22 protein-coding genes are annotated in these 24,531 nt (G+C 72.4%); 3 read left to right on the top strand and 19 right to left on the bottom strand.

Annotated features, from left to right (window positions below):
• Positions 1-49 precede the first annotated feature (49 nt).
• The 4 genes from dnaN to AB0L33_RS02025 form a co-directional block, all read right to left on the bottom strand.
• Positions 50-1,192: a DNA polymerase III subunit beta gene (gene dnaN, locus AB0L33_RS02040; protein ID WP_365677161.1), complete on the bottom strand. Its 1,143-nt coding sequence runs from the start codon at positions 1,190-1,192 to the stop codon at positions 50-52.
• Positions 1,193-1,340: 148 nt separating this feature from the next.
• Positions 1,341-2,237 carry a glycoside hydrolase family 19 protein gene (locus AB0L33_RS02035; RefSeq protein ID WP_365677160.1) on the bottom strand — a complete coding sequence of 299 codons (897 nt, stop codon included), beginning with the start codon at positions 2,235-2,237 and terminating at the stop codon, positions 1,341-1,343.
• 188 nt (positions 2,238-2,425) lie between these two features.
• Positions 2,426-3,256 (bottom strand): glycoside hydrolase family 19 protein, encoded by an 831-nt coding sequence (locus tag AB0L33_RS02030; protein ID WP_365677380.1) that lies wholly within the window; start codon positions 3,254-3,256, stop codon positions 2,426-2,428.
• A gap of 254 nt (positions 3,257-3,510) precedes the next feature.
• Complete coding sequence (locus tag AB0L33_RS02025; RefSeq protein ID WP_073966464.1) at positions 3,511-4,794, bottom strand: adenylosuccinate synthase; 1,284 nt, start codon at positions 4,792-4,794, stop codon at positions 3,511-3,513.
• 186 nt (positions 4,795-4,980) lie between these two features.
• Here AB0L33_RS02025 and AB0L33_RS02020 point away from each other — a divergent pair, with 186 nt between their 5' ends.
• A complete protein-coding gene (locus AB0L33_RS02020) occupies positions 4,981-5,832 on the top strand; it encodes a diacylglycerol kinase (RefSeq protein WP_365677159.1) in 852 nt (283 codons plus the stop codon).
• Positions 5,833-5,845: 13 nt separating this feature from the next.
• On the opposite strand, the gene AB0L33_RS02015 is transcribed toward AB0L33_RS02020, so the two are convergent.
• On the bottom strand, positions 5,846-6,400 hold the full coding sequence (locus AB0L33_RS02015) for a MarR family transcriptional regulator (RefSeq protein WP_365677158.1): 555 nt from the start codon (positions 6,398-6,400) through the stop codon (positions 5,846-5,848).
• A gap of 100 nt (positions 6,401-6,500) precedes the next feature.
• Here AB0L33_RS02015 and AB0L33_RS02010 point away from each other — a divergent pair, with 100 nt between their 5' ends.
• Positions 6,501-7,412 (top strand): ABC transporter ATP-binding protein, encoded by a 912-nt coding sequence (locus AB0L33_RS02010; protein WP_365677157.1) that lies wholly within the window; start codon positions 6,501-6,503, stop codon positions 7,410-7,412.
• Positions 7,409-9,034 (top strand): ABC transporter permease, encoded by a 1,626-nt coding sequence (locus tag AB0L33_RS02005; protein WP_365677156.1) that lies wholly within the window; start codon positions 7,409-7,411, stop codon positions 9,032-9,034. The genes AB0L33_RS02010 and AB0L33_RS02005 overlap by 4 nt, the downstream gene beginning before the upstream one ends.
• A gap of 32 nt (positions 9,035-9,066) precedes the next feature.
• Here AB0L33_RS02005 and AB0L33_RS02000 read toward each other — a convergent pair whose 3' ends face one another.
• From AB0L33_RS02000 to AB0L33_RS01935, 14 genes are all read right to left on the bottom strand, one after another.
• The gene (locus tag AB0L33_RS02000; RefSeq protein WP_365677155.1) at positions 9,067-10,290 is read right to left on the bottom strand and encodes a cytochrome P450; all 1,224 of its coding nucleotides are present in this window, start codon (positions 10,288-10,290) and stop codon (positions 9,067-9,069) included.
• 23 nt (positions 10,291-10,313) lie between these two features.
• Positions 10,314-10,994 (bottom strand): response regulator transcription factor, encoded by a 681-nt coding sequence (locus AB0L33_RS01995; RefSeq protein ID WP_365677154.1) that lies wholly within the window; start codon positions 10,992-10,994, stop codon positions 10,314-10,316.
• The gene (locus AB0L33_RS01990) at positions 10,991-12,301 is read right to left on the bottom strand and encodes a histidine kinase (protein WP_365677153.1); all 1,311 of its coding nucleotides are present in this window, start codon (positions 12,299-12,301) and stop codon (positions 10,991-10,993) included. The genes AB0L33_RS01995 and AB0L33_RS01990 overlap by 4 nt, the downstream gene beginning before the upstream one ends.
• A 97-nt stretch (positions 12,302-12,398) precedes the next feature.
• Positions 12,399-13,274 carry an alpha/beta hydrolase gene (locus tag AB0L33_RS01985; RefSeq protein WP_365677152.1) on the bottom strand — a complete coding sequence of 292 codons (876 nt, stop codon included), beginning with the start codon at positions 13,272-13,274 and terminating at the stop codon, positions 12,399-12,401.
• A 188-nt stretch (positions 13,275-13,462) separates the two neighbouring features.
• Positions 13,463-14,659: a kynureninase gene (kynU, locus tag AB0L33_RS01980; RefSeq protein ID WP_365677151.1), complete on the bottom strand. Its 1,197-nt coding sequence runs from the start codon at positions 14,657-14,659 to the stop codon at positions 13,463-13,465.
• Positions 14,652-15,500 carry a tryptophan 2,3-dioxygenase family protein gene (locus AB0L33_RS01975; RefSeq protein ID WP_365677149.1) on the bottom strand — a complete coding sequence of 283 codons (849 nt, stop codon included), beginning with the start codon at positions 15,498-15,500 and terminating at the stop codon, positions 14,652-14,654. The genes kynU and AB0L33_RS01975 overlap by 8 nt, the downstream gene beginning before the upstream one ends.
• Before the next feature lie 157 nt (positions 15,501-15,657).
• Complete coding sequence (locus AB0L33_RS01970) at positions 15,658-16,071, bottom strand: DUF3151 domain-containing protein (protein WP_073966474.1); 414 nt, start codon at positions 16,069-16,071, stop codon at positions 15,658-15,660.
• A gap of 90 nt (positions 16,072-16,161) precedes the next feature.
• Positions 16,162-17,682 carry an MFS transporter gene (locus AB0L33_RS01965; RefSeq protein WP_365677148.1) on the bottom strand — a complete coding sequence of 507 codons (1,521 nt, stop codon included), beginning with the start codon at positions 17,680-17,682 and terminating at the stop codon, positions 16,162-16,164.
• A 45-nt stretch (positions 17,683-17,727) separates the two neighbouring features.
• A complete protein-coding gene (locus AB0L33_RS01960) occupies positions 17,728-18,894 on the bottom strand; it encodes a MalY/PatB family protein (RefSeq protein WP_365677147.1) in 1,167 nt (388 codons plus the stop codon).
• Between the two features lie 94 nt (positions 18,895-18,988).
• Complete coding sequence (gene fbaA, locus AB0L33_RS01955) at positions 18,989-20,011, bottom strand: class II fructose-bisphosphate aldolase (RefSeq protein ID WP_365677146.1); 1,023 nt, start codon at positions 20,009-20,011, stop codon at positions 18,989-18,991.
• Between the two features lie 201 nt (positions 20,012-20,212).
• Positions 20,213-20,752: an orotate phosphoribosyltransferase gene (gene pyrE, locus AB0L33_RS01950; protein WP_365677145.1), complete on the bottom strand. Its 540-nt coding sequence runs from the start codon at positions 20,750-20,752 to the stop codon at positions 20,213-20,215.
• 105 nt (positions 20,753-20,857) lie between these two features.
• The gene (locus AB0L33_RS01945) at positions 20,858-21,655 is read right to left on the bottom strand and encodes an aldose 1-epimerase (protein ID WP_365677143.1); all 798 of its coding nucleotides are present in this window, start codon (positions 21,653-21,655) and stop codon (positions 20,858-20,860) included.
• 21 nt (positions 21,656-21,676) lie between these two features.
• Positions 21,677-22,810 (bottom strand): SRPBCC domain-containing protein, encoded by a 1,134-nt coding sequence (locus AB0L33_RS01940; RefSeq protein WP_365677379.1) that lies wholly within the window; start codon positions 22,808-22,810, stop codon positions 21,677-21,679.
• A 100-nt stretch (positions 22,811-22,910) separates the two neighbouring features.
• Entirely contained in the window at positions 22,911-24,509 is a 1,599-nt protein-coding gene (locus AB0L33_RS01935) for a polyamine aminopropyltransferase (protein WP_365677142.1), read from the bottom strand.
• Between the last annotated feature and the right edge of the window lie 22 nt (positions 24,510-24,531).

Below are 24,531 nucleotides of genomic sequence, written 5' to 3'. Positions count from 1 at the left end.
GGGCGGCCCATGCCTGCGCACAGCAGACCCCTGCCCGGCCTCGTCGGCCTCACTGGACCAACGGCCGGAGCGACATGAGCAGGTGCTGGTGGACCGTGTCCCCCGCTCCGTCCGCCGCTGCCGCCGCCTCCTCGTGGTCCTGGTGCCCGGTGATCATGGCGCGCTGGCCCTGACCCATGAGCTGGAACCGCACCACCGGGGTGTCGAATGTGGCCAGCGCGTCCATCAGGTAGGAGGGGTTGAACCCGACGGTGATCTCCTCGGCGCCCAGGAGCCCGGCGGGCAGGCGCTGGGAGGCCACGTCGTCCTCGTACCCGGCCTGGAGCAGGACGGAGTCCCCGGTGAACGCGAACTGGAGCGGGCTGTCGCCGTCGGCCACGACCGCGACCCGCTTCACCGCCTCGACCAGCGGTTCGCGCTCGGTCACCGCCGTGACCGGCCCGCTCAGCACGAACAGCTTGTCGTGGCGCGGGAGCCGGCCGTCGAGCAGGCGGACCGTGGTGCGCATGCCCTCCCGTTCGAAGCCCGCCGAACCGCTGTCGAGGGCGAGGCGGACCGTACCGGGGCGGGCGCCGACCGAGCGGGCGATCTCGCTGAGCCGACGGGCCGAGACGACGACATCGGCCGTGACACCGAGGCCCGTCGGCCGCCAGTCGAGCGTACGGACCGCGAAGCGGTAGCGGTCGGTGGCCGCGAGGGTCATCCGCTCGCCGTCGAGCGCCAGGCGGATTCCGGTGAGCGTAGGGAGGGTGTCGTCCCGGCCGGCTGCCACCGCCACATCGGCGACGGCTGCCGCGAACTCCTGGCCGTCCACCTCACCGAGTATCTCCGGCAGAGGTGGCAGCGCGGGGTAGTCGTCCAGCGGCAGGACGGACAGCCCGAAGCCGGCGCCGCCGCCCGCCACCGTGAACCGTGAACCCTCGACCGCGCATTCCACCGGACCTTCGGGCAGCACCTTGCACACGTCGAGCAGGCGGCGGCCCATGACCAGGACCTTCCCGGGGCGTTCGGTCCGCGCCTCGATCTCGATGCGGGCGGACGCCTCGTAGTCCAGGCCGGAGATGCTCAGCCGGTCGTCCGCCGCCTCCAGCAGCAGCCCGCCCAGGACGGGCACGGGCGACCTGGTGGGGAGAACGCGGGCGGCCCAGGAGACGGCGTCCGTCAGTTCGCCTCGTTCGATCCGGAACTCCATCGTGATGACCTCTCCTCGTGCGCCGACCCCTGCGGTCCCGACGCATCCGACGTTAGAGGCGACCACTGACAACGAAGCGGGGGACGCCTCCGGCCACGAGGCCGGAGGCGTCCCCCACACGAGTGAAGTTGTCGGGCGAAATCCCTGGTCAGCAGCTCAAGTTGGAACCCGGCGTGGTGCCGAGGATCTGCACGAACGCCTGGTACCTGTCGATGCGGCTCTGCACCTGGGCGGGGTTGCCGCCGTTGCACTCCAGCGAGCCGTTGATGGAGCGGATCGTCTCACCGAAGCCGGCGCCGTTCACCATGGCGTTGTGGGCGGTCATGGTGCCGGGGCCGTTCTGCGTGTTCCAGTACCAGAGGCCGGTCTTCCAGGCCACGGCGGCGTTCTGCTCGACCAGGTAGGGGTTGCCCAGCAGGTCGATGCCGAGCGCGTCGCCCGCGGCCTTGTAGTTGAAGTTCCAGCTGAGCTGGATCGGACCGCGCCCGTAGTACGCGGCCTGGCCCGCCGGGCAGCCGTAGGGCTGGCTGCTGTCGCAGTAGTGCGGGTAGTTGGCGGTGTTCTGCTCGACGATGTACACCAGCCCGCCGGTCTCGTGGCTGACATTGGCGAGGAAGGCGGCGGCCTCCTGCTTCTTGACGGTGTCGCTGCCGGTGTTGGCGAAGCCCGGGTAGGCGTCCAGCGCGGCGACCAGCCCGCTGTACGTGTAGAAGGAACTGCGGCCGGGGAACATCTGGTTGAACTGCGCCTCGCTGACCACGAAACCGGAGGACGAGCCCGGGTCACCCGGGTCCGTGCCGCCTCCGCTTCCGCAGGCGCCCTGGTCGGCCCAGACGTCCGAGCTGCCCGGCTTCTCGTTCTGTGTCCACCACTTGGCGGTCCAGTTGTGCCCGTTGTACGAGGCGGTGCCGCCGCCCGTGTAGACGGACGAGGCGTTCCAGGCGGCCGCGCAGTCGGCTGCCGAAGCGGTGGTGGCGGGGAGTACGACGAGCCCTGCGACGACCGCGCCCAGCGCGGCGAGCAGGCCCATGATGCGACGGAACATCTGCACACTCCTTCATCGCGGCGCGCCGGTCGTCGCGGCACACCGCTGTGGGGGGTTGCCGCCACTCAAGCGCTGTTGGTCTGGACCTGTCAAGGTCTAGACCAAAAATCGGAACCTCTCGCACCGCGAGGGCCCCGGGCCCTTCCGCGACGCGTGGATCGCAGGGGGCCTCGGGGCTTGAGCCGGCGTCAGCAGGTGAGGCGTGAACCCGGGTCGACGCCGATGACGTCGGTGATGTGCTCGTACTTGGCCGCCCGGGCCCGCACCGACTCGGGGTTGCCGCCGTTGCACTCCAGCGAGCCGTTGAGCGAGCGGATGGTCTCACCGAAGCCCGCCCCACCGACCATGGCGTCGTGGGAGGTCATGGTGCCGGGACCGTTCTGGGTGTTCCAGTACCAGAGGGCGGTCTGCCAGGCGACGGACGGATCACGCTCCACCAGCCACGGGTCGTTGAGCAGGTCGAGGCCGAGCGCGTCTCCGGCCGCCTTGTAGTTGAAGTTCCAGCTGAACATGATCGGACCGCGCCCGTAGTAGGCGGACTGACCTGCCGGGCAGCCGAACGGCTGGCTGTAGTCGCACTTGATCCAGTAGTTGGCCTCGTTGATCTCCTTCACGTACTGCAGGCCGACCGACTCGAAGTCGGCGTGCGTCAGGAACGCCGCGGCCTCCCGGCTCCTGGTCTCCTCGGTCCCGGTGTTGGCGAAGCGGGGATATGCGTGCAGCGCGTCGATCAGCCCCTGATAGGTGTAGAAGGAGTCGCGCTCGGGGAAGATCGCGTCGAACTCCGCCTCGCTGATGACGAAGTCGGAAACCCCTCCCATGCAGGCACCCGCGTCCACCCAGACGGTGGTGGCGCCCGGGTTCTCGTTCCGCGTCCACCACTTCGCCGTCCAGTTGCGGCCGTGGTGCGAGACGGTGCCGCCTGCCGTGTAGGCGGTCGAGGAGTCCCACAGGGGTGCGCACGACGTGGAGCCTGTGGTGTCCGAGGCGGCCGGTGCGGCGTTGGCGGCGCCGGGCAGGAAGGCTGCCGTGGCGACGACCGCGCTCAGTACGGTCAGGATGCTCTTGATGCGGTTCAGCGCTGCTCACTCCTTCTACGAGGACGGGCGCCCGGTGCGCCGCACCCTCGGCGGGCGGGCCGTGCGGGCATCCCTGCACCCAACCGCCGCTGGTCTGGACCTGTCAAGGTCTAGACCAGACAGTCCCTTGAGCGCGCACACGCCGGAGGGCCGGGGCGCATCCGCCGCCCCGGCCCTCCTGTGCTCCCGTACGACTACAGGAACGAGTTGATCTCGATGGTCTCGGTCCGGCCGGGGCCGACGCCGATCGCGGAGATCGGGGCGCCGGACATCTCCTCCAGCGCCTTCACGTACGCCTGCGCGTTCTTCGGCAGGTCGGCGAACGTCTTCGCCTTGGTGATGTCCTCGGACCAGCCCGGAAGCATCTCGTAGACCGGCTTCGCGTGGTGGAAGTCGGTCTGGCTGTACGGGAGCTCCTCGACGCGCTTGCCGTCGATCTCGTACGCGACGCACACCGGGATCTGCTCCCAGCCGGTCAGCACGTCCAGCTTGGTGAGGAAGAAGTCGGTGAGGCCGTTGACCCGGGTCGCGTACCGCGCGATGACCGCGTCGAACCAGCCGCACCGGCGGTCGCGGCCGGTGGTGACACCGCGCTCGCCGCCGATCCGCCGCAGCGCCTCGCCGTCCTCGTCGTGCAGCTCCGTCGGGAACGGCCCGGCACCGACCCGGGTCGTGTACGCCTTGAGGATGCCGATGACCCGGCTGATCTTGGTCGGACCGACCCCGGCGCCGGTGCAGGCGCCGCCCGCGGTCGGGTTCGAGGAGGTCACGAACGGGTACGTGCCATGGTCGACGTCGAGCAGCGTGCCCTGACCGCCCTCGAACAGGACGACCTTGCCCGCGTCGATGGCGTTGTTCAGGACAAGCGTCGTGTCGGCCACGTAGGGCTTCAGCTGCTCCGCGTACTGGAGCATGTCCTCGACGACCTTGCCGGCCTCGATGGCGCGCCGGTTGAAGACCTTGGCCAGAAGCTGGTTCTTCTGCTCCAGGGCCGCCTCGACCTTCTGCTCCAGGATCGACTCGTCGTAGAGGTCCTGGACGCGGATGCCGACGCGGTTGATCTTGTCGGCGTACGTCGGGCCGATGCCGCGGCCGGTGGTGCCGATCTTGCGCTTCCCGAGGAACCGTTCCGTCACCTTGTCGACGGTGACGTTGTACGGGGTGATCAAATGAGCGTTGCCGCTGATCAGCAGCTTCGACGTGTCCACGCCGCGGTCGTTCAGCCCACTCAGCTCGGAGAGCAGGACCGCCGGGTCGACGACGACACCATTACCGATGACCGGGGTACATCCCGGTGACAGGATGCCGGAGGGGAGGAGATGCAGTGCGTACTTCTGGTCACCGACGACCACCGTGTGGCCGGCGTTGTTGCCGCCCTGGTAGCGCACCACATAGTCCACGGATCCACCGAGGAGGTCGGTGGCCTTTCCCTTGCCCTCGTCACCCCACTGAGCACCGAGCAGCACAAGTGCGGGCACAGGCGTACACCCCTTCCGGGCGGGGCATGTCCAAGGTCAGGGGGCGTACGAAAACGCCGTACATGCCGTACGTCGTTGTACGGCACAGTCCGAACCGTCGAACCGGGTGCCCCGGAATAGACGAAACCCCTGGCGCAATAGCGCAAGGGGCTCTTGCACCAAGATGCTACCCGAGGAAGGACCGAGGTGTCGGCTGCCCAGCCCCCCGGTAACGGTGCGCCCCACCTGCTGGTGGTGATCGATCCGGTCGCCCGCCGGACGGACGGCGAGTCCGTCCGCATCGCGAAGGACGTGCTGAGCGCGGGCTCGCACGCCAAGATCTGCCTCCCGGACAGCCCCGGAGAATTCGCCCGGGCCCTGTCCCGCCGGGGCGGTCGGCGGCCGGTGGTGATCGGCGACGACCGGGCGCTGAGGCGCGCCGTGTCCCTGCTGCACCGGGAACCGGAGCCCGCGATGAGCGCGCTGTCGCTCGTCCCCGTCGGCGCGTCGGGCGCGCTGGAACTCGCCCACTCGCTCGGCGTGCCGAACGGCGCGGTGGCGGCGGCGCGCACGGCACTGGACGGTGCGGTGCGCCGCCTCGACCTGCTCGTCGACGACAGCGACGGCGTGGTCCTGGGGGCGCTGCGCATCCCCGCGCTGAACGGAGCCCCGGGCGCGGGCTCCGACCGCCCGGGCGTGTCCTCCGTCTGGGACGCCTGCCGCTCCCTGGTCCGCACCCTGGTGCGGCCCGCGCCTCCGGAACCGGCCGGCGTGCCGCCGACGCACCGGCTGCGCGTGGAGGCCGACGGCATCGTGCTGAACGACCTCGACCGCCCGGTCGCCTCCGTGACGGTGACATCGGGCTGCGGCGACGACGGCCTGGCCGCCGTGACGATCGACGCACCGGACACCGCCCCGGTCACCACGGAGGCGAAGGCGGTCACGGTGTCGGGGGCGGACTTCCGCTACCGGGCGGACATACAGGTGGCGGGGCCGGTGCGGACCCGGACGTGGACGGTACGGGCGGGGGCCTGGGGGCTGATGCTCCCGGCGAGATAGCGGGCGCGGGCGGTCAGGCGCCCGAGCCCGGGCTGCCCGACGGCAGGTCGAGGGTCTTGCGGTGCTCCTGCCAGCGGCCCATCAGCCCCTCCAGCTCCGACTGCAGGAACTCGAAGAACGCCGCCGTCTCGGCGATCCGGGCACCGGCCGGGGTGTGCTCGCCGAGCGTGCGCGCGCCTTCCTTGAGGGTGCGCTCCCAGCGGGTGAGGACCTGGTCGCGACTGGCGAAGGTGGTGTACCAGATCTCGTTGTGCAGCCGGTACCGGTCGCGGCGCGATCCCGGTTCGCGTTCGCGGCCCACCATGCTGACCTGCGTGAGGTAGTTGATCGCGCCCGATACGGCGGCGGGGCTGATCTGCAGGGCCAGGGCGAGCTCCGCCGAGGTCATCGAGGCGTCGTCGTCCGCGAGCAGGGCGGCGAAGACGCGCGAGGCCATGCGCTGCATCCCCGCCTCGGTCATCTCGGACGCGAACCGCTCGACAAACCGCGCGACGGCCTCGGCGTCCCGGTCCCCGGGGCCCCGGACCACGCCCTCGGTCGCGCTCTCCTCCGCGGATTCGCCGCTCATCCCGCTCCTCTTCCTGCGTGCGCCACTGCTATGTCACTCCTTCGAGTTTATACGGTTCCTTAACTTCACAATTTTGTGAAACTAGCGTACGTTCAAAATCATGACGAAGGCAATCACCGTGGCCGGACTGCGCAAGTCGTTCGGCCGGACGCAGGCGCTGGACGGTCTCGACCTCGCCGTCGAGACCGGTGAGGTCCACGGCTTCCTCGGCCCGAACGGGTCGGGGAAGTCCACCACCATCCGGGTCCTCCTGGGGCTGCTGAGAGCCGACTCCGGTGCGGCCCATCTGCTCGGCGGCGACCCCTGGCACGACGCGGTCGAGCTGCACCGGCGTGTGGCATACGTCCCCGGGGACGTGACGCTGTGGCGCAATCTCTCCGGCGGCGAGGTGATCGACCTGTACGGGCGGCTGCGCGGCGGTCTCGACGGGGCCAGGCGCGCGGACCTCGTGGACCGCTTCGAGCTCGATCCGACCAAGAAGGGGCGGACGTACTCCAAGGGCAACCGGCAGAAGGTGGCCCTGGTAGCCGCCTTCGCGTCGGACGTGGATCTGCTGATCCTGGACGAGCCGACGAGCGGGCTCGATCCGCTGATGGAGGAGGTCTTCCAGAGCTGCGTGGCCGAGGAGCGCGAGCGCGGTCGGACGGTGCTGCTCTCCAGCCACATCCTGAGCGAGGTCGAATCGCTCTGCGACCGGGTCAGCATCATCCGCCAGGGCCGGACGGTGGAGACCGGCTCGCTGGCGGACATGCGTCACCTGACGCGTACGCACGTCAGCGCCGAGCTGATACGCGATCCGGACGGCCTGACACGGCTCGCCGGGGTCCATGACCTCGACGTCGAGGGGCGGCGGGTATCGCTCCAGGTGGACACGGACCAGCTGGACGCCGTCCTCAAATCCCTGTCCGCGTCGGGCGTCCGCTCTCTGACGTGCACGCCGCCCACGCTGGAGGAACTCTTCCTCCGCCACTACACGGCCGACGCCGGGCAGCCGTCGGAGGTGGCGCGATGACCGCCGTGCCCCTCGCGACGCAGGCGGGTGTACGGCACCGCGCGTCCGCCGGCTCACTCACCGGGACCAGTGCCCTTCTGCGACTCGCCCTGCGACGCGACCGCATCGTCATCCCTGTCTGGGTCCTCGTCCTCGGCGGGTCCTTCTCCTCCGTCGGTACGTCCATCTCGTCGCTCTACGAAACGCCGGCCCAACGCGCCGAGCTCGCCGCTTCCATGAACGCCAACAGCTCCGTGCGGGCGATGTACGGGCCCGTGTTCGGTGACTCCGTCGGCGGGCTCGTCAGCTGGCGGATGCTCGCCTTCGGTGCGGCGCTGGCAGCGGTCATGAGCCTGGTCGTCGTCGTGCGTCATACCCGGGAGGAAGAGGAGACGGGCCGTCAGGAGATGCTTTCCTCGACGGTGGTCGGGCGCCGCGCTCCGCTCACCGCCGCACTGCTCGCGGCCCTGATCGCCAATGCCGGCCTGGCGCTGGTGATCACGGCCGGAATGGCCGGCTCGGGTGCGGGGGGCGCGGGGGCGGTGGCGCTCGCGGCGGCCGTCGCCGGGGTCGGGGTGCTGTTCGCCTGCACCGCTGCGATCATCGCGCAGTTCACCGAGAGCGCCCGCCTCGCGAAGGGGGTCACGGCGGCGGCGGTGGGTGCCGCGTTCGTCCTGAAGGCGGCGGGCGACTCGGCCGCTGACGACGGTTCGTCCCTGCTCACCTGGCTCTCCCCCCTCGGCTGGGCGGAGAACGTCCGGCCGTACGCGGACGAGCGCTGGTGGGTGCTCCTCCTGATCGTCGGCGCGGTGGCGGTGCAAGGTGCCGTGGCGTACGTGCTGACCGGACGCCGGGACGTCGGCATGAGCTTCCTGGCGGCGCGGCCGGGGCCGGCGCGGGGCCGGATGTCCACCGCCTGGGACCTCGCGATACGGCTGCAACGCGGGGCGCTGCTGGGGTGGACGGTGTCCTTCGCCGTGGTCGGCTTCGTCTTCGGCGGACTGGTCGGCGGGGCGGCGGACCTGGTCGGGGACAACGAGAAGGCGCGGGAGATCTTCGAGCGCATGGGCGGGCAGTCCGGCCTCACCGACGCGTTCCTCGCCTCGATGGTCTCCGTGCTCGGCACGGTCGCCGCTCTGTACATCGCCGCGTCGGTGCTCCGGCTGCACGGCGAGGAGACCGCCGGACGCGCGGAGACGGTGCTCGCGGGCGGGGTCGGCCGGCTCCGCTGGGCGGGGGGCCATCTGCTCATCGCCTTCGGCGGGGCGGCTCTGATCATGGTGGTCGGCGGGCTCGGTCTGGCGGCGGGATACGGTCACGCGCTACCCGCCGTGCTCGGCGCCTGCCTGGTGCAACTGCCCGCCGTCTGGTTGCTCGGCGGAGTCGCGGCCCTGCTCCACGGGGCGATACCGAGGGCGGCCCCGGCGAGCTGGGGCGTGGTGGGACTCTGCCTGGCACTCGGCTGGATCGGGCCCGCCCTGGACCTGCCGCAGCCGGTGATGGACGCGTCGCCGTTCACCCACCTGCCGAAGCTGCCGGGAGCGGGGATGGAGTGGGGGCCGGTGACGCTCCTCACCGCACTGTCGGCGGTTCTGGTGGCCGCGGCCCTGGCGGCGCTGCGCCGCCGGGATCTCGTGACCTGAGGCCGGGGCGGGCGCGGGGGCCCGCCCCGGCCTCACACCTCGACCCGCAGCTCCTTCAGGCCCCTGATGACGTATCCCGGGTTCCACTCGGGCTCGGCGGCAAGGCGCAGGCCGGGCGCCTTGCGCAGCAGCTCACCGAAGGAGGCGGCCAGTTCGACCCGGGCGAGCGGGGCGCCCAGGCAGAAGTGGATGCCTGCGCCGAAGGTGATGTGCGGGTTCTCGCGCCGGGCGAGGTCCAGGGTGTCCGGGGCCGCGAAGCGGGCGGGGTCGCGGTTGGCCGAGCCGAAGAGCAGGGCCACCTCGGCCCCTCGCGGAATGACGGTGCCGCCGATCTCGATGTCGTCCAGGACCCAGCGCTCGAACATCTGAAGGGGGGTGTCGTACCGCATCAGTTCTTCCAGCGCCGTGGGCAGGAGCCCATGGTCGGCGCGGAGGGCGGCCAGCTGCTCCGGGTGGCGCAGCAGCGTCCACCAGCCGTTGACCGTGGTGTTGACGGTCGCCTCGTGCCCGGCATTGAGGAGGAGGACGCAGGTGGAGACCATCTCCTGCTCGGTCAGCCGCTCGCCCTCGTCGTGGGCGGCGACCAGGGCGGAAATGAGGTCCGTGCCCGGGTGCACGCGCCGCTCGGCGATCAGCTCGCGGAGGTACGCGGAGAATTCGAGGGAGGCGCGGACGGCGGCGCGGGCGGTGTCCTCGGACGGGTTCAGCTCGAACATCCCGCAGATCGCCGCGGACCAGGGCCGGAGCGGGGCCCGGTCGGACTCCGGGATTCCGAGCATCTCGGCGATCACGGCGACAGGCAGCGGCTCGGCGACGGCGGCCAGCAGGTCGCCCCCGCCCTGCTCGACGAAGTCGTCCACGAGGCCGGCGGCCAACCGCTGGACGGTCGGGACGAGTTGCTCGACGGTGCGCGGGGTGAACGCCTTGGACACCAGGCGCCGGATGCGGGTGTGGTCCGGCGGTTCGAGGTCCAGCAGCCCTTGCCCGTTGAGCGTCTCGAACGGCTCGTGCTCCGGAGGCGGCGGTGTCCGGCCGAACTCCTCGTGCGTGAACCGGTGGAGGTAGGTGCGCCCCAGCCGCCGGTCCCGCAGCAGGGCCGAGACGTCGGCGTAGTGCGGGACGAGCCACTGATCGGTGGCCTCGAAGTAGTGCGCCCGGCCGGTGGCCCGCAGCTCGGCGTAGGCGGGGTACGGGTCGGCGACGAACGCCGCCGACCAGGGGTCGAACGGGGCGGGGGAGGTGCTGGCCTGTTCCATGGCCCGACGCTAGACCACCGTGCTCAGGAAGGGGTGACCAGGCGGGCCTCGTAGGCGAAGACGGCGGCCTGGGTGCGGTCGCGGAGGCCGAGTTTGACCAGGATGCGGCTCACATGGGTCTTGATGGTCGACTCGGCGACGACCAGGTGCCCGGCGATCTCCGCGTTCGACAGGCCCTGGGCGATGAGGACGAGCACCTCCGTCTCGCGCTCGGTGAGGTCGCCGACCCGGGCCAGGGCCGGAGGGCGGGGAGCGGAGGCGAGTCTGGAGAACTCGGTGATCAGGCGCCGCGTCACGGTGGGGGCCAGCAGCGCCTCTCCGGAGGCGACGACCCGTACCCCGTCGGCCAGCTGGCGGGCCGAGGCGTCCTTGAGCAGGAAGCCGGAGGCCCCCGCGCGCAGGGCCTGGTAGACGTATTCGTCCAGGTCGAAGGTGGTGAGTACCAGGACCTTCGCGTCCGCGTCCGCGGCGACGATCTCGCGGGTCGCCTCGATGCCGTTGAGCTCCGGCATGCGGATGTCCATCAGCACCACGTCGGGGCGGAGCGCGGCGACCTGGGAGACGGCTTCGCGGCCGTTCACCGCCTCGCCGACGACCTCGATGCCCGGCATGGCGTTGAGCAGGACCGAAAAGCCCTCGCGGACCATCATCTGGTCGTCCACGATCAGGACCCGGATCGGCGGGCCGGCCGGCTGCGTCGTCATGCCCGCTCCTTGAAGTCCCCGGAGACGCCGGGCCCTGTCTGCTGGGCCGGGATGAAGGCCGTGACCTCGTAACCGCCCTCCTCGGTGGGCTCGGCGGTCATCTCACCGTTCAGCATCGCGACCCGCTCCCGCATCCCGGTGATCCCGTGCCCGGCACCCTGGGACGGCTTCACCGGAGCGGTCGGCGGTCCGTTGACCACGCGCAGGCCCAGCCCGCCGAGTACGTAACCGATCTCGACCCTGGCCGTGGCGCCCGGAGCGTGCCGCAGGCTGTTGCTGAGCGCCTCCTGGATGATCCGGTACGCCGACAGCTCGACGCCCTGGGGCAGTTCGCGCACCGCCCCGGTCACCGCCTTCTCGGTCACCAGGCCCGCCTCCCCGACATTGGTGAGCAGCCGGTCGAGGTCGGCGAGGGTGGGCTGCGGCGCGTCCGGGGCCTCGTAGTCGTCGGCCCGGACGACGCCGAGCACCCGGCGCAGTTCGGTGAGCGCGGCCACGGCGTTCTCCCGGATCGTGACGAACGCCTGCTCCAGCTCCGGCGGCGGGTTCTCCACCCGGTACGGGGCGGCCTCGGCCTGGATGGCCACGACGGACATGTGGTGGGCGACCACGTCGTGGAGTTCACGGGCGATCGTCGTGCGCTCCTCCAGCAGCGTGCGCCGGTCGCGCTCGACGGCGGTGACGGTGCGCTGCACGGTGACCTCGCGCTGCGCCTCCCGCCGGACCTGGACCATGCTCACCACGAGCAGCGCGAACGCCGAAACCACCGCCATGCCCGCGGTGTTCGGCCCCCCGGCCCCACCGGTGACGACGCCCTCCACGACGAGACCCAGCAACAGTGTGAGCACCCACATCCAGGCGGCGGTGCGCGGCCTGGTCCTGGCCGCGACGACGAACAGCACCACCAGATGGGAGATGAGGAAGCTCGGCGACCACGGTTCGTAGCCGCCGACCACCACGCTCACCGGCATCAGGACCATCGACATCCAGAACGCCCCGACCGGCCTGATCAGTGTCATCGCGACGCAGACGGCGGGCAGCAGCCCCGACAGCAGGACACCGGCGTTGCCGGTGACGGTGAACCCCGCCATGAAGGTGATCAGAGCGACGCCCAGCACCGCCGCGTGCGGCGTCCACGCGGCCCGTTCCGCGAGCCGCCGGGGCAACCGCCCGGTCAGGGGCCCGTCCGTGCGCATCGGTGGCATCGGCCGGTAGGCGAAGGCGTCCTCGAAGAGGTCTTCCCAGAGGTCGTCCATCGCACGCGCAGCGAGCCGTAGCTCCGGGCTTCTGGTCTTGGTCTCGGTCACGCGTCCACGGTAGGCGCGGCGGCGGGCCGGGTCGTCAGCAGTGTTGCGGATTCCCGGCCGTCCGTCGCAAGTACTACGGGCGCCCGCCGCCACGCACCTACCAGGCGAGCTGGGCGATCTCCTCCGCGACCACCGCGCACGCGTCGGCGGCCGGGTCGATCAGCGGGAAGTGGCCGACGTCCGGCAGCAGGGTCAGCCCCACCGTCTCGCCCTCCTTGGCCGCCGCGTCCACGAACGCCTCGGAGACGGCCGCCGGAACCGTGAGGTCCGTCGTGCCCTGGACGACCGCGGTCGCGATGCCCGTGGGCAGCAGCCGGGACGGATCGGCGTGCGCGCTCCGCTCGGCGAAGTCCTCCGCAGCCCCCAGGAACTGCCCGATCGCCCCCGAGCACACGTCGAGCGCGACCGCCGTGCCGAAGTCCGCGATCGGCGCCAGCGCCACCACACCCCGCAGCGCGGGCGGCCTCGGGAGCCGCCACGGCGACCCCTCCGGCAGTACGTGCCGGGCGGCGGCCCACAGGGCCAGCTGGCCGCCCGCCGAGTGCCCCGTGACGACGATCCGGCGGACGTCCGCCGCCGGCAGTTCCCGCGCCAGCAGCTCCGGCAGCGCGTCCATCGCGGCCGCGACGTCGTCGAAGGTCTCCGGCCAGCGCCCCGCGACCGGGCCGGTCCCGCGCTGCTGCGGAAGCTCGCTGCCGCGCCGGTACTCCACGCTGGCCACGGCGAACCCGTGCCGGGCCAGGAAGTCCGCGAACGGCGACACATGCGCCCGGTCGTACGGAGCCCGCCACGCTCCGCCGTGCAGCACGACCACGACCGGCGCGCCGGTGCGGCCCCCGCGCGGGGCGTAGAAGTCGATGACCTGGTCGGGGTGGCTGCCGTAGGCGGCGGACGCGTCGGGGGCGACCGCCGGATGCGAGAAGGCCGACTCGGTCTCGGCGGCGTCCCGCTCGCGCGCGGCGGAATCCGACATCCTGCTCCCACCCTCCCTGTCGTCCGGCCCAACTGGCCTGACCTGCGGGGACGGTACCAGTACGGGGGACGACCCCGCCCACCGGGAATCGCCACCCGGCGCACCGCGCCGCGCCGCCCCCGCGCGAGCCCCCGGCACGGCGCCGTCCGGTGACCGGGGCGAGCCGGTCACCGGACGGATGCGGCAGCCTACGCCGCCGGAGCGCCCAGAACCTCCACGAGCACCCGCGCCGCGCGTTCCGCGTCCGCGAACCCCACGTACAGCGGTGTGAAACCGAACCGCAGCACATCCGGCCGGCGCAGGTCCCCGACGACTCCGCGCGCGATCAGCTCGGCCATCACGGGCTCGGCGTCGTCGCACCTCAGCGCGACCTGACTGCCCCGTTCCGCGTGGGCGGACGGGGTGACGGAGGTGACCCGCCCCTCGGGGGCGTACGCCTCGACGCACTCCAGGAAGAAGTCCGTCAGGGCCAGGGACTTGGCCCGGACCGCCTCGATCCCGACCCCGTCCCAGACGTCGAGGGACGCCTCCAGAGCCAGCATGGACAGGATGTCCGGCGTGCCGACCCGGCCCCGGACCGCACCGTCCGCCGGGGTGTAGCCGGGCGTCATCGCGAACGGGTCGGCATGCGACGTCCACCCCGGCAGGGGCGAGTCGAAGGACGTCTGGTGGCGCTCGGCGACGTACAGGTAGGCGGGCGAACCGGGGCCGCCGTTGAGGTACTTGTACGTGCAGCCGACCGCCAGGTCCACGCCGTGCTCGTCCAGGCCGACCGGGAGCGCGCCCGCGCTGTGGCACAGATCCCAGACGGCGATCGCGCCCGCGGCCCGCACCGCGGCGGTCAGCCCCGGCAGGTCGTGCAGCCGGCCCGAGCGGTAGTCGACGTGGTTGAGCAGCACGGCGGCGGTCCGCGGACCGAGCGCGCCCGGCACGTCGGCGGGGGCGACCGGGACGATCCGGTGCCCGGTCATCCGGGCCGCCGAAGCGGCGATGTAGCCGTCGGTGGGGAACGTCTGCGCGTCGACCAGGATCTCGTCGCGGCCCTCCGGGGCCAGCCGGGTCGCGGCGACGAGGGCCTTGAAGACGTTCACGCTGGTCGAGTCCCCGACGACGATCTGGCCGGCCGCCGCGCCGACGATCGGGGCGATGCGGTCACCGATCCGTTCCGGCGCCGTCCACCAGCCGCTCTCGCCCCAGGACCGGATGCGCAGCTCACCCCACTCACGGGTGAGGACCTCCTGCACCCGGGCGGGCACGTGGCGCGGCAGCGCGCCGAGCGAGTTGCCGTCCAGGTAGACCGTGTCGTCCAGGGTGAACAGCTCGCGCAGCGGCGCGAGGGCGTCCTCGGTGTCGAGCGCCTGTGCGCGCTCCTGCAGGTCAGACATGGCTGCGGGCCGTCCAGAGCTCGGGGAACACGTTCTTCGTGGCGCGCTTCTCCAGCCAGGCCACACCGGCCGAGCCGCCGGTGCCGGTCTTGGAGCCCATGGCCCGCCGGGTCGCGAGGAGATGGTCGTTGCGCCATCGCCACACCAGCTCGCCGACGTCGGTGAGCACCTCGCCGAGGCGGACCAGCTCGTCGTTCTGGTCCGGGTTGGCGTAGATCTCCGCCCAGACGGCCTCGACCTCGGGCGACGGCTCGTACTTCTGGGTCAGGTCGCGGCCGAGCACGGACTCCGGGATCGCGTGTCCGCGCCGGGCGAGCAGGGCCAGGGCCTCGTCGTACAGGCCGGGCTCCGCGAGCGCCTTCTCCAGCTCCGCGTGGACGCGGGGCGCGCCCCGGTGCGGCACCAGCATGGACGCGGACTTGTCGCCGAGCAGGAATTCCATCCGCCGGTACATCGCCGACTGGAAACCGGAACCCTCGCCGAGCGAGGACCGGTAGGAATTGAACTGGGCCGGAGTGAGCTGGGCGAGCGGCGTCCAGGAGGCGTTCAGGGCCTCCAGTTCGCGGAGCGACCGCTTCAGCGCGTCCTGCGCGACGTCCAGGCGGTCCCCGCGCATCGCGTGCGCGGCGGTCTCCCACTCATGGACGATGACGGTGAACCACAGCTCCATGACCTGGGTGGTGACCAGGAAGACCATCTCGCCGGGATCGTCCGAGCGGAGGTGCTGGAGGTGGGTCAGGACATCCGCCTGGACATAGTCCTCGTACGGAGTCGTGCCCGCGAAGTCGAGGTGCGGGGTCGCCGCACCGGTGGCTTCGGGGTCGGGGTGAATCGTCGACATCGCTGTCTCCTCGACACGAGCTTCCGGGTAGCGGTCCGCCCCTTCCCCTCGGAAGTGGAGCCCCGGTCCCCTGTTCGCATACTAAACGCCTGCTCCGGACACGCGCAGGCCCCGCAGTCGCGGATGCGGAACTGCGGGGCCTGCGGTACGGCGGCGGCTAGCCCAAGGTCTCGGCGGCGGTCGGCGAGGAGTCGCGCAGGAACGTCGAGCAGCGCTCGTACTCCTCCTGCTCGCCAATGGCCTGCGCGGCCCGGGCGAGGGCGTGCAGGGCGCGGAGGAAGCCGCGGTTCGGCTCGTGCTCGAACGGCACGGGGCCGTGGCCCTTCCAGCCGGCCCGGCGCAGCGCGTCGAGGCCGCGGTGGTAGCCGGTGCGGGCGTAGGCGTACGACTCGATGACCCGGCCGCCCTCGAACGCCTCGTCGGCGAGCTGTGCCCAGGCCAGCGAGGAGGTCGGGTACTTCGCGGCGACGTCGGCGGGCGCGGTGCCCGCGGCGAGCAGTTCGCGCGGCTCCGGGTCGTCGGGCAGGTGGGTCGGGGGCGGGCCCCCGAGCAGGTTCTCGTGGATCGACATGTTCCCAGTGTGCCTGGCACGGGGCCCGCCGAGGACCCGGGCCCGAATCCCGCCCCGGCCCGTGCGGCGGCCGTGGGCGCGCCGCGCGCCTCAGCCGGTGGTGTCCGGCGGGGCGGCCTCCGGTGCGGGCTCCAGTGGCGGGCTCGTGACGCCGCAGTGCACCGCGCACTCCGGCCGCGCGGTGTCGTCCACGGGGGCGGGTGTGCGTACGGTCGCCCAGGCGATCAACGCGCCGAGCACCAGCAGCCCCGCACACATCGGCATGGCCCGCCGGAACGTCGCGGCGAACTCCCCGGCGTCCCGGTACGCCTCCGGCCCCATGCCGGCGAGCAGCGGCAGAGCGGCCACCGCGATGAGGCCGGCGGCGCGCGCCGCGGCGTTGTTGATGCCGCTGGCGAGCCCGGCCCGGCCCGTGTCCACGGAAGCCAGGACGGTCGCGGTGAGGGGTGCCACCACGGTGACCAGACCGACGCCCAGGACGGCCACGGCGGGCAGTACGTCGGTCAGGTAGCCGGTGACGGAGTCCGACCCCTCCCCCACGCGCAGCATCAGCAGCATGCCGGCGGCGGCGATCAGCGGCCCGGCGGTGAGCGGGATGCGCGGGCCGATGCGCTGGCCCAGCTCGCCCGAAGCGGCCGAGAACAGCAGCATCAGGAGGGTGGTCGGCAGCAGCGCGGTGCCGGCGCCCAGCGCCGAGTAACCGGCGACGACCTGGAGCTGGATCGCGGAGAGGAAGAAGTAGCCGCCGAGCGCCGCGTACACGCACAGGGTGACGACGTTGACGGCGGTGAACTGCCGGGAGGCGAACACCGAGGGCGGCAGCATCGGATGGGGCCGCCGTCGTTCGAGCTGGACGAAGGCGGCGCCGAGGAGCACTCCGCCCGCCGCCGACCCGATCACGGCCGGGGAAGCGCCCTCCCCCGGCGCGGCGATCAGCGCATACGTCACCAGTGCGAGCGCGAGGGCGCCGAGGGCCGCCCCGGCGACATCGAAACGCCCCCGCGCGTCCGGGTCCCGCGACTCCGGTACGTGGCGCAGCGCGACGGGCACGCAGACGGCCGCGAGCGGCAGGTTGAGGAGGAACACCCAGCGCCAGCCCGGCCCGTCGACCAGCCAACCGCCCAGGAACGGCCCCACGGCGGCGCCGACCCCGCCGAAGCCGGACCACAGCCCGACCGCGCGGGCCCGGTCGTCGGGATGGAAGCTCGCCTGGATCAGGGCCAGCGAGCCGGGCGTCAGCAGCGCGCCGCCGACGCCCTGGAGGGCGCGGGCGGCGATGAGCACGGGGGCGTTCGGGGCGAGGCCGCAGACCAGCGAGGCGGCGGCGAACCAGATGACGCCGACCACGAAGACCCGCCTGCGGCCGTAGCGGTCACCGAGCGCCCCGCCCAGCAGGATCAGCCCCGCCAGGGTCAGCATGTAGGCGTTGACGGTCCACTGGAGCGCGGCCAGGTCGGTGCCCAGGTCGTCGCCGATGCGGGGCAGGGCGACGTTGATGACGGTGGAGTCGAGCATGGCCATGCTCGACCCGAGCACCGTCGTCAGGACGACCCAGCGCCCGGCGGCGGAGGCCACCCGGATCGCGGGCCCGTCCGCCTCGCTCTTCTCCATGGCCTCAGCATCGTCGGCACCCGGCCGAAGGGCCAGCGGGAGGCCTCAGCCGGTGACCCGTACCGCCTCGATGCCCCGGATCAGAGCATCGAGCCCCGCCTCGACCTTGCTCCGCGCGCACCCCACGTTGAGCCGCACGAAGCCCTCGGCCCCGTAGGTGCTGCCGGGCATCACCGCGACGCGCTCCCGCTCGATCAGCACGCGCTGCAACGCCTCGTCGTCCTGGACGCCCGCGCGCCGCAGATCGATCCAGGCGAGGTACCCGGCCTGCGGCGGCTCCCACTCCAGGGCGGGGAACGCGGTGTTCAGCCGCTCGGCGACCAGGGCCAAGTTCTCCACGACGTACGCGCGTACCGCGTCGAGCCACGGCCCGCCCTCGCGGTACGCGGCGATGTGCGCGGTCAGCGAGAGCACCGCCGGGGAGGCGAGGCCCTCCGCCGTCTCCATCCGGCGCAGATACTCGGTCCGGTCCTCCGGCCGCCCGATGAGGCCGTACGAACCGGTCAGCGCCGGGAAGTTGAACGACTTCGAGGCCGAGGTGATGACCGCCCAGCGCGCATCGCCGCCCACCCGGCTCCACGGCACGTGCGGGCGCCCGTCGTGCACGAAGTCCGCGTGGATCTCGTCGCTGATCACGGCCACCCCGTGGCGCGCGGCGAGCTCGGCCATCCCGGCGAGCTCCGCCTCCGTCCACACCCGCCCGGACGGGTTGTGCGGGGAGCAGACCAGGAGGACCTTGCTGTCCGGCCGCGCGAGCTCCCGCTCCAGCGCCTCCGAGTCCCCCAGCGGAACGCCCCGCAGCTCCCGCCCGAGCCCGTGGACCGCCTTGCGGAAGCCGTCGTACGTGGGCGTGTGCAGGACCACGCCGTCGCCCTCGGACGTCCACATCTGGAGCAGCTGCGAGAGCTGGCTGAGCACGGACGGCCCGTACACCAGGCTCCCGGTGTCGATCGCGGTGTCGTAGCGCGTCGCGTACCAGTGCGCGATGGCCGGCCGGAAGTCGCCCAGTCGCCAGTCCGTGTAACCGAGCACGCCGTGTTCGAGGCGGGTGCGCAGGGCTGCCAGCACCTCGGGGGCGGTCTCGAAGTCCATGTCGGAGATGGTGAACGGCAGCAGCCCGTCCACCCCGAAGCGGTCCGCGACCCCGTCCCACTGGACGCACCAGGTTCCGCGGCGGTCGATCACGGTGTCGAAGTCGTAGGACGTACTCACAGCTGTTCCCTCGGGTCGTGCGTGACGGGTCCGGACATGCCGTGGGCCCGGCACCCCGAGGGGTGACGGGCCCACGCCACACGTCCGTACCGGATTACTTCAGCTTGGTGCCGGTGGAGCGCAGGTTGGCGCACGCCTCCGTGACGCGCTTGGCCATGCCGCCCTCGGCGGACTTGCCCCAGCTGCGCGGGTCGTAGACCTTCTTGTTGCCGACCTCGCCGTCGACCTTCAGCACGCCGTCGTAGTTGCGGAACACGTGGTCCACGATCGGGCGGGTGAAGGCGTACTGGGTGTCGGTGTCGAGGTTCATCTTCACGACGCCGTTCTCCAGCGCGGTGGTGATCTCCTCGGCGGTGGAGCCGGAGCCGCCGTGGAAGACGAAGTCGAACGGCGACGTCTTGCCGTACTTGGCGCCGACACCCTCCTGGAGGTCCTTGAGGAGCTCCGGGCGCAGGACGACGTTGCCCGGCTTGTAGACGCCGTGCACGTTGCCGAAGGAGGCGGCCAGCAGGTAGCGGCCCTTCTCGCCCAGGCCCAGCGCCTCGGCGGTGCGCAGCGCGTCGTCCACCGTGGTGTACAGCTCGTCGTTGATCTCGTGGGTGACGCCGTCCTCCTCGCCACCGGTCGGGGTGATCTCGACCTCAAGGATGATCTTGGCGGCGGCGGCCTTGGCCAGCAGCTCCTGGCCGATGGCCAGGTTGTCGGCCAGCGTCTCGGCCGAGCCGTCCCACATGTGCGACTGGAACAGCGGGTTCAGACCCTTGGCGACGCGCTCGGCGGAGATGTCGAGCAGCGGACGGACGTAGCCGTCCAGCTTGTCCTTGGGGCAGTGGTCCGTGTGCAGGGCGACGGTGACGTCGTACTTGGCGGCGACGATGTGCGCGAACTCGGCGAGGGCGACGGCGCCCGTGACCATGTCCTTGTTGTACTGGCCGCCCAGGAACTCCGCGCCGCCGGTCGAGATCTGCACGATGCCGTCGCTCTCGGCCTCCGCGAAGCCGCGCAGGGCGGCGTGCAGGGTCTGGGTCGACGTCACGTTGATGGCCGGGTAGGCGAACTTGCCTGCCTTCGCCCGGTCGAGCATCTCGGCGTATGCCTCGGGGGTTGCGATGGGCATCTGTCCGCTCCTTGGGATGTGCGGGTGTGCGTTGCTGGGTCCCTGACCTGGGGGCGACGTCATCGTCGCCCCCATCTTCCCAGACTCTTGTTCCGGCTCCACCCGGCGGTGCCTCCCGGTCCGGGCGGTGCCTGCTCACGGCCGTACGACGAAGGCGGTCGGTTTCACGTGAAACCGACCGCCTTCGGGAAAACTGCCAGGTCAGGCCAGGTCGAGGTCCGGGACCGTGTAGGCGTGGACGTACGGGAGGCCCGCCTCGGCGATGGCCGGAGCGGCACCGCGCTCCACGATCACGGCCACGGCCACGACCTCGCCACCGGCCTCGCGCACGGCCTCGACGGCGGTCAGCGGCGAGCCGCCGGTGGTCGAGGTGTCCTCGACCACCAGGCAGCGACGGCCCTTCACGTCCGTGCCCTCGATCCGGCGCTGCATTCCGTGGGCCTTCTGCGCCTTGCGGACGACGAACGCGTCCAGCTCCTGGCCACGGGCCGCGGAGGCGTGCAGCATCGACGTGGCGACCGGGTCGGCGCCGAGCGTCAGCCCGCCGACGCAGTCGTAGTCCAGCTCGGCCGTCGCGTCGAGCATGACCTGACCGACCATCGGGGCGGCCTTGCCGTCCAGCGTGATGCGGCGCAGATCGATGTACCAGTCGGCCTCCAGGCCGGAGGAGAGCGTCACCTTGCCGTGAACCACGGCCTTGTCCTTGATCTGCTGGAGCAGCTCAGCACGTACGTCAGTCATGGCTACGAGGATAAGGCGCGCGTTTTCCGCGGCAGCCCGCCGAGGCGGCGGCCCTGGGTCGCGAGCACGGCCCAGGGCGCCAGCGCGCCCGCGGGCGCTTCGTGCTCAGAGCCGGCGCCAGCTCCAGGTGGTGGCGATCTCCAGCGGGTCGACCGGGGTGACATAGCGCGGATCGGTGTTCAGCCCGTTCGGCGGGCCCGACTGCGGCTCCACGCAGACCGCCTCGTCCTGCTCGTCGTAGACCACGACCCACTCGGACCGGCTCTTGACCGTCAGCTCCAGCCGCTCCGGCCAGGTGAGCGTGACGTCGACACCGTCCGGCATCCCGAAGCAGTCGTCCCACGGGCCAGGCAGGGGCGGAATCCGGCGCCCGGTCGGCAGGTGGTTCTCGCCGCGCTCCTCCTGCCAGGCCGCGTCGAAGTCGATGCGGACCTCCTCGCCGTTGTCGAGGCGGCGGCGGAACCACGGGTGCCAGCCCGCCTGGGCCGGAAAGGAGTCCCCGTACGTCTCGATGCCGAAGGCCAACGTGAGGGAGTCCTCGGCCAGTTCGAAGGTCTGGGTCACCCGGCCCGGGTACGGCCAGGGGTCGGTCAGGTCGTAGTAGAACGACGCCTGCGTCCCGCTCTCCAGGGCGGTGTGCCACGCCGTGTCGCGGCCCGTGCCGTGAATGGCGTGCGGCGGCGCGGTCAGCGGCAGCTGGTGCAGGACGCCGCCGTCGCGGAACTGCCCGTTCTCGGTCCGGCCGCACCACGGCACCATCGGAAAGCAGCCGTACCGCTCCCCCTGCCTCAGCAGTTCGGTACCGCCGATCCGCAGGCTGCTGATCCGGCAGCCGTTGGCGGGGTTCACGGTCAACTCTGTGTCGCCGACGGAGAGCCGGACGTCCTTCTCGCTACTGCTCACGGGACGACCCTACTGGCGCCGCTACCTCCGCCGCCGCAACGCCCGGCTGACGACCACCGCCGAGGCGAGCGCCAGCGCGGCGGCCGGGGCGACCCAGCGCAGCGTCGCGCCCGCACCGCCCGAATCCGGCGAGGGCACGGGGGCGTACCGGCCGCGCGGCGGGGCGTGGTCGACCTCCTCCGCGCTGCGCCCGATCATGGTGCGCCGGGCGTGTGCGGCCTCCGCCGGAGGCCCGTCCGGCACGGTGAACTCGATCCCGGCGACCGGGTCGAGCGCGGACGGCGGGATGGGCGCATCGAACAGCGAATCCCCGTCCTGCGACTCCCCGTCCGGCGAATCCCCGACCTGCGACGGCTCGTCCCGCAACGGCTCGTCGTCGCCTTCCTCTTCGTGCTCCGCTTCCGGCGCAGCACCCCGCTCGCCCGGCTGCCCCGCACCCGGGGCCTCGTCGGGGGCGGCCTCGTGCGTCGGCAGCGTCTCGTCGGCGCCGCTCAGGGGCCCGGAGCCGCTGAGCGGAGAGCCGGCCGAGGGCTCGGGCCCGGTCTGGTCCGCCTGCTCGGCGGCCTCTTCGAGCGCCTTCTCCACGGCCTCCCCGACGGCCAGCTCATCGGCGGTGACCTCGGCCGCGCCGGGCGTCTCCGGCGTACCGGCAAAAGCCCCGCCGCCCCCCGCCCCGCCGCCCCACGCCTCGTCGGCCGCGCCCTCGCCCTGGGCGGCCAACGACTCCGTCACGAGCTGCTGGGCGAACCGGTCCAGCAGGCGATGGGCCGTCGACAGCGCCACCGCAGGCTCCAGGTCGCGCAGGCGGCCGTCACCGCTCGCCCCGCCCTCGAAGGTGATCGACGTGCCCTCGTCGCCCTCCGTCAGCCGAAGGGTGAGCGTGAGCTTCGCCGAGCCGCCGCCCCGGGCCTCCGCGCCCTCGCCCTCCACCAGGACGGCGTGCACGGAATCCACGTCCGGGTCACCCGGCAGCGGCGTCAGGCGCAGCGCGCCCCGGTACGTGATGGTGTGGCCGCCCGCCCGGATTCTGAGCCGCCCCGCCAAGGGGCCCGCCGACGCGTCGGCGTCCTGCTGGAACCCCGGTACGCACCGGGCGACCCGGGCGGGGTCGCCCAGCGTCCGCCGCAGGGCCGGGACCGGAACCGGAACGAACACCTCATGCTCCATGGTGAACGAGCCTACTCAGCCCCGGCCGTCCCGTCAGCGCTTCCGCACCCGCGACCGCCCCGCACCCCGCGCCCCGCGCCCCGCGACCTCATCGCCGCTCCCAGTAGCGCGGGTGCACCAGCGTCGACGGCGCCAGGCCGGACAGCCGCCCGGCCTCCGCCCTGCGCCCCGCGTCCAGCAGCCCCGGCGCGCTCAGGGAGCGCAGCGCGGGCGCGTCCGGGTCCAGGCCGAGCGGGGGCGTCCTCGCCGTCCCGGCCAGCAGGAATCCCCAGCCGCCGGCCCCGTCCGCGCCGTCCTCGGCCCGGTCGGCGCTGGCCGCGGGACCCGACCGGTGCCCACTGATCCGATAGGGGCGCGGACACAGCCCCGCCGCCCGCATGGAGGCGTCGACCGTCCAGAAGGTGCGCGGCCGGGCGACGGGCGGCCCCACGTGCACCGCGAGCCGCCCGTCCGGTGCGAGCGCCTCGGCGACCAGGCCGTAGAACTCCGCCGAGTAGAGCTTCGTGCTCGCGGAGATCCCGGGGTCGGGGAGGTCGGAGATCACCACGTCGTAGCGGCCGCGGACGGTCCGCAGCCAGGTGAACGCGTCACCGGTCACCGTCGTCACGCGGGGGTCGTCCAGCGCGTGCGCGTTCAGCGCGGAGAGCGCGTGGTCCGTACGGGCCAGTCGGGTGACGGCCGGGTCCAGCTCGACCAGGGTCACGCTCCGCACGTCCGGGTAGCGCAGCACCTCCCGTGCCGCCAGCCCGTCCCCGCCGCCCAGGATCAGGACCCGGGCGCGCGTCCCGTTCATCGCCGGGTGCACCAGCGCCTCGTGGTAGCGGTACTCGTCGCGGGCGCTGACCCGCAGCCGCCCGTCCAGGTAGAGGTCCAGGGAGCCGCGGCCGGCCCCGGTCAGCACGACCTCCTGCACATCGGTGCGCAGGGCGACCCGCACCTGGTCCCCGTACACCGCACGCCGCGCCACGCGCTCGAAGTCGTCGGCCAGCACCGCGGCCGTGGCCAGCACCGCGATCACGGTGACGTTGGCGGCGATGAGCAGCCACCGCGCCCTGGGGGTCAGGTCCCGCCGGAACACCCACAGCACCAGCGCCCCGCCCGCGGCCGCGTTCACCGCGCCGGTCAGCAGCGCGCCGGTGAGCTGGCCGAGCATCGGCAGCAGCAGGAACGGGAAGGCCAGGCCGCCGACGAGCGCACCCACGTAGTCCGCAGCGAACAGATCGGCGACGGCCTCGCCCGCGTCCTGCCGGTCCACCCGCTGGATCAGCGTCATCAGCAGGGGGATCTCCGCGCCGATCAGGATGCCGATCGTCAGCGAGAACCCGACCAGCGCGTACCTCGACTCGCCGAACCAGGCGAACGAGGCGTAGAGCACCAGCGCCGAGAAGCCGCCCACGAGGGCGAGCGCCGCCTCGATCAGCCCGAAGCCCACCGCCGCCCGGCTGCGTAAACGTTTCGCGAGCAGCGAGCCGATCCCCATCGCGAACACCATCACGGAGAGCACGACCGACGCCTGGGTGACCGAGTCGCCGATCAAGTAGGAGGCGAGCGCCACCAGTTCGAGCTCGTACACCAGGCCGCAGGCGGCGCAGACGAAGACGGCGGCCAGTACGAGATACCGACCGGTCCTCGGCCGGACGGGAAGCCGCGCCGCGCCCCCTCGCAGCGACACCTGCTGGTCGATCATGCCGCGAACGCTACGTCACTGA

The sequence above is a fragment of the Streptomyces sp. NPDC052299 genome (assembly GCF_040679335.1).
Lineage (GTDB): Bacteria > Actinomycetota > Actinomycetes > Streptomycetales > Streptomycetaceae > Streptomyces.
Note: the sequence above shows the minus strand (reverse complement) of the source record. Positions and strands in the feature narration are given on the sequence as shown.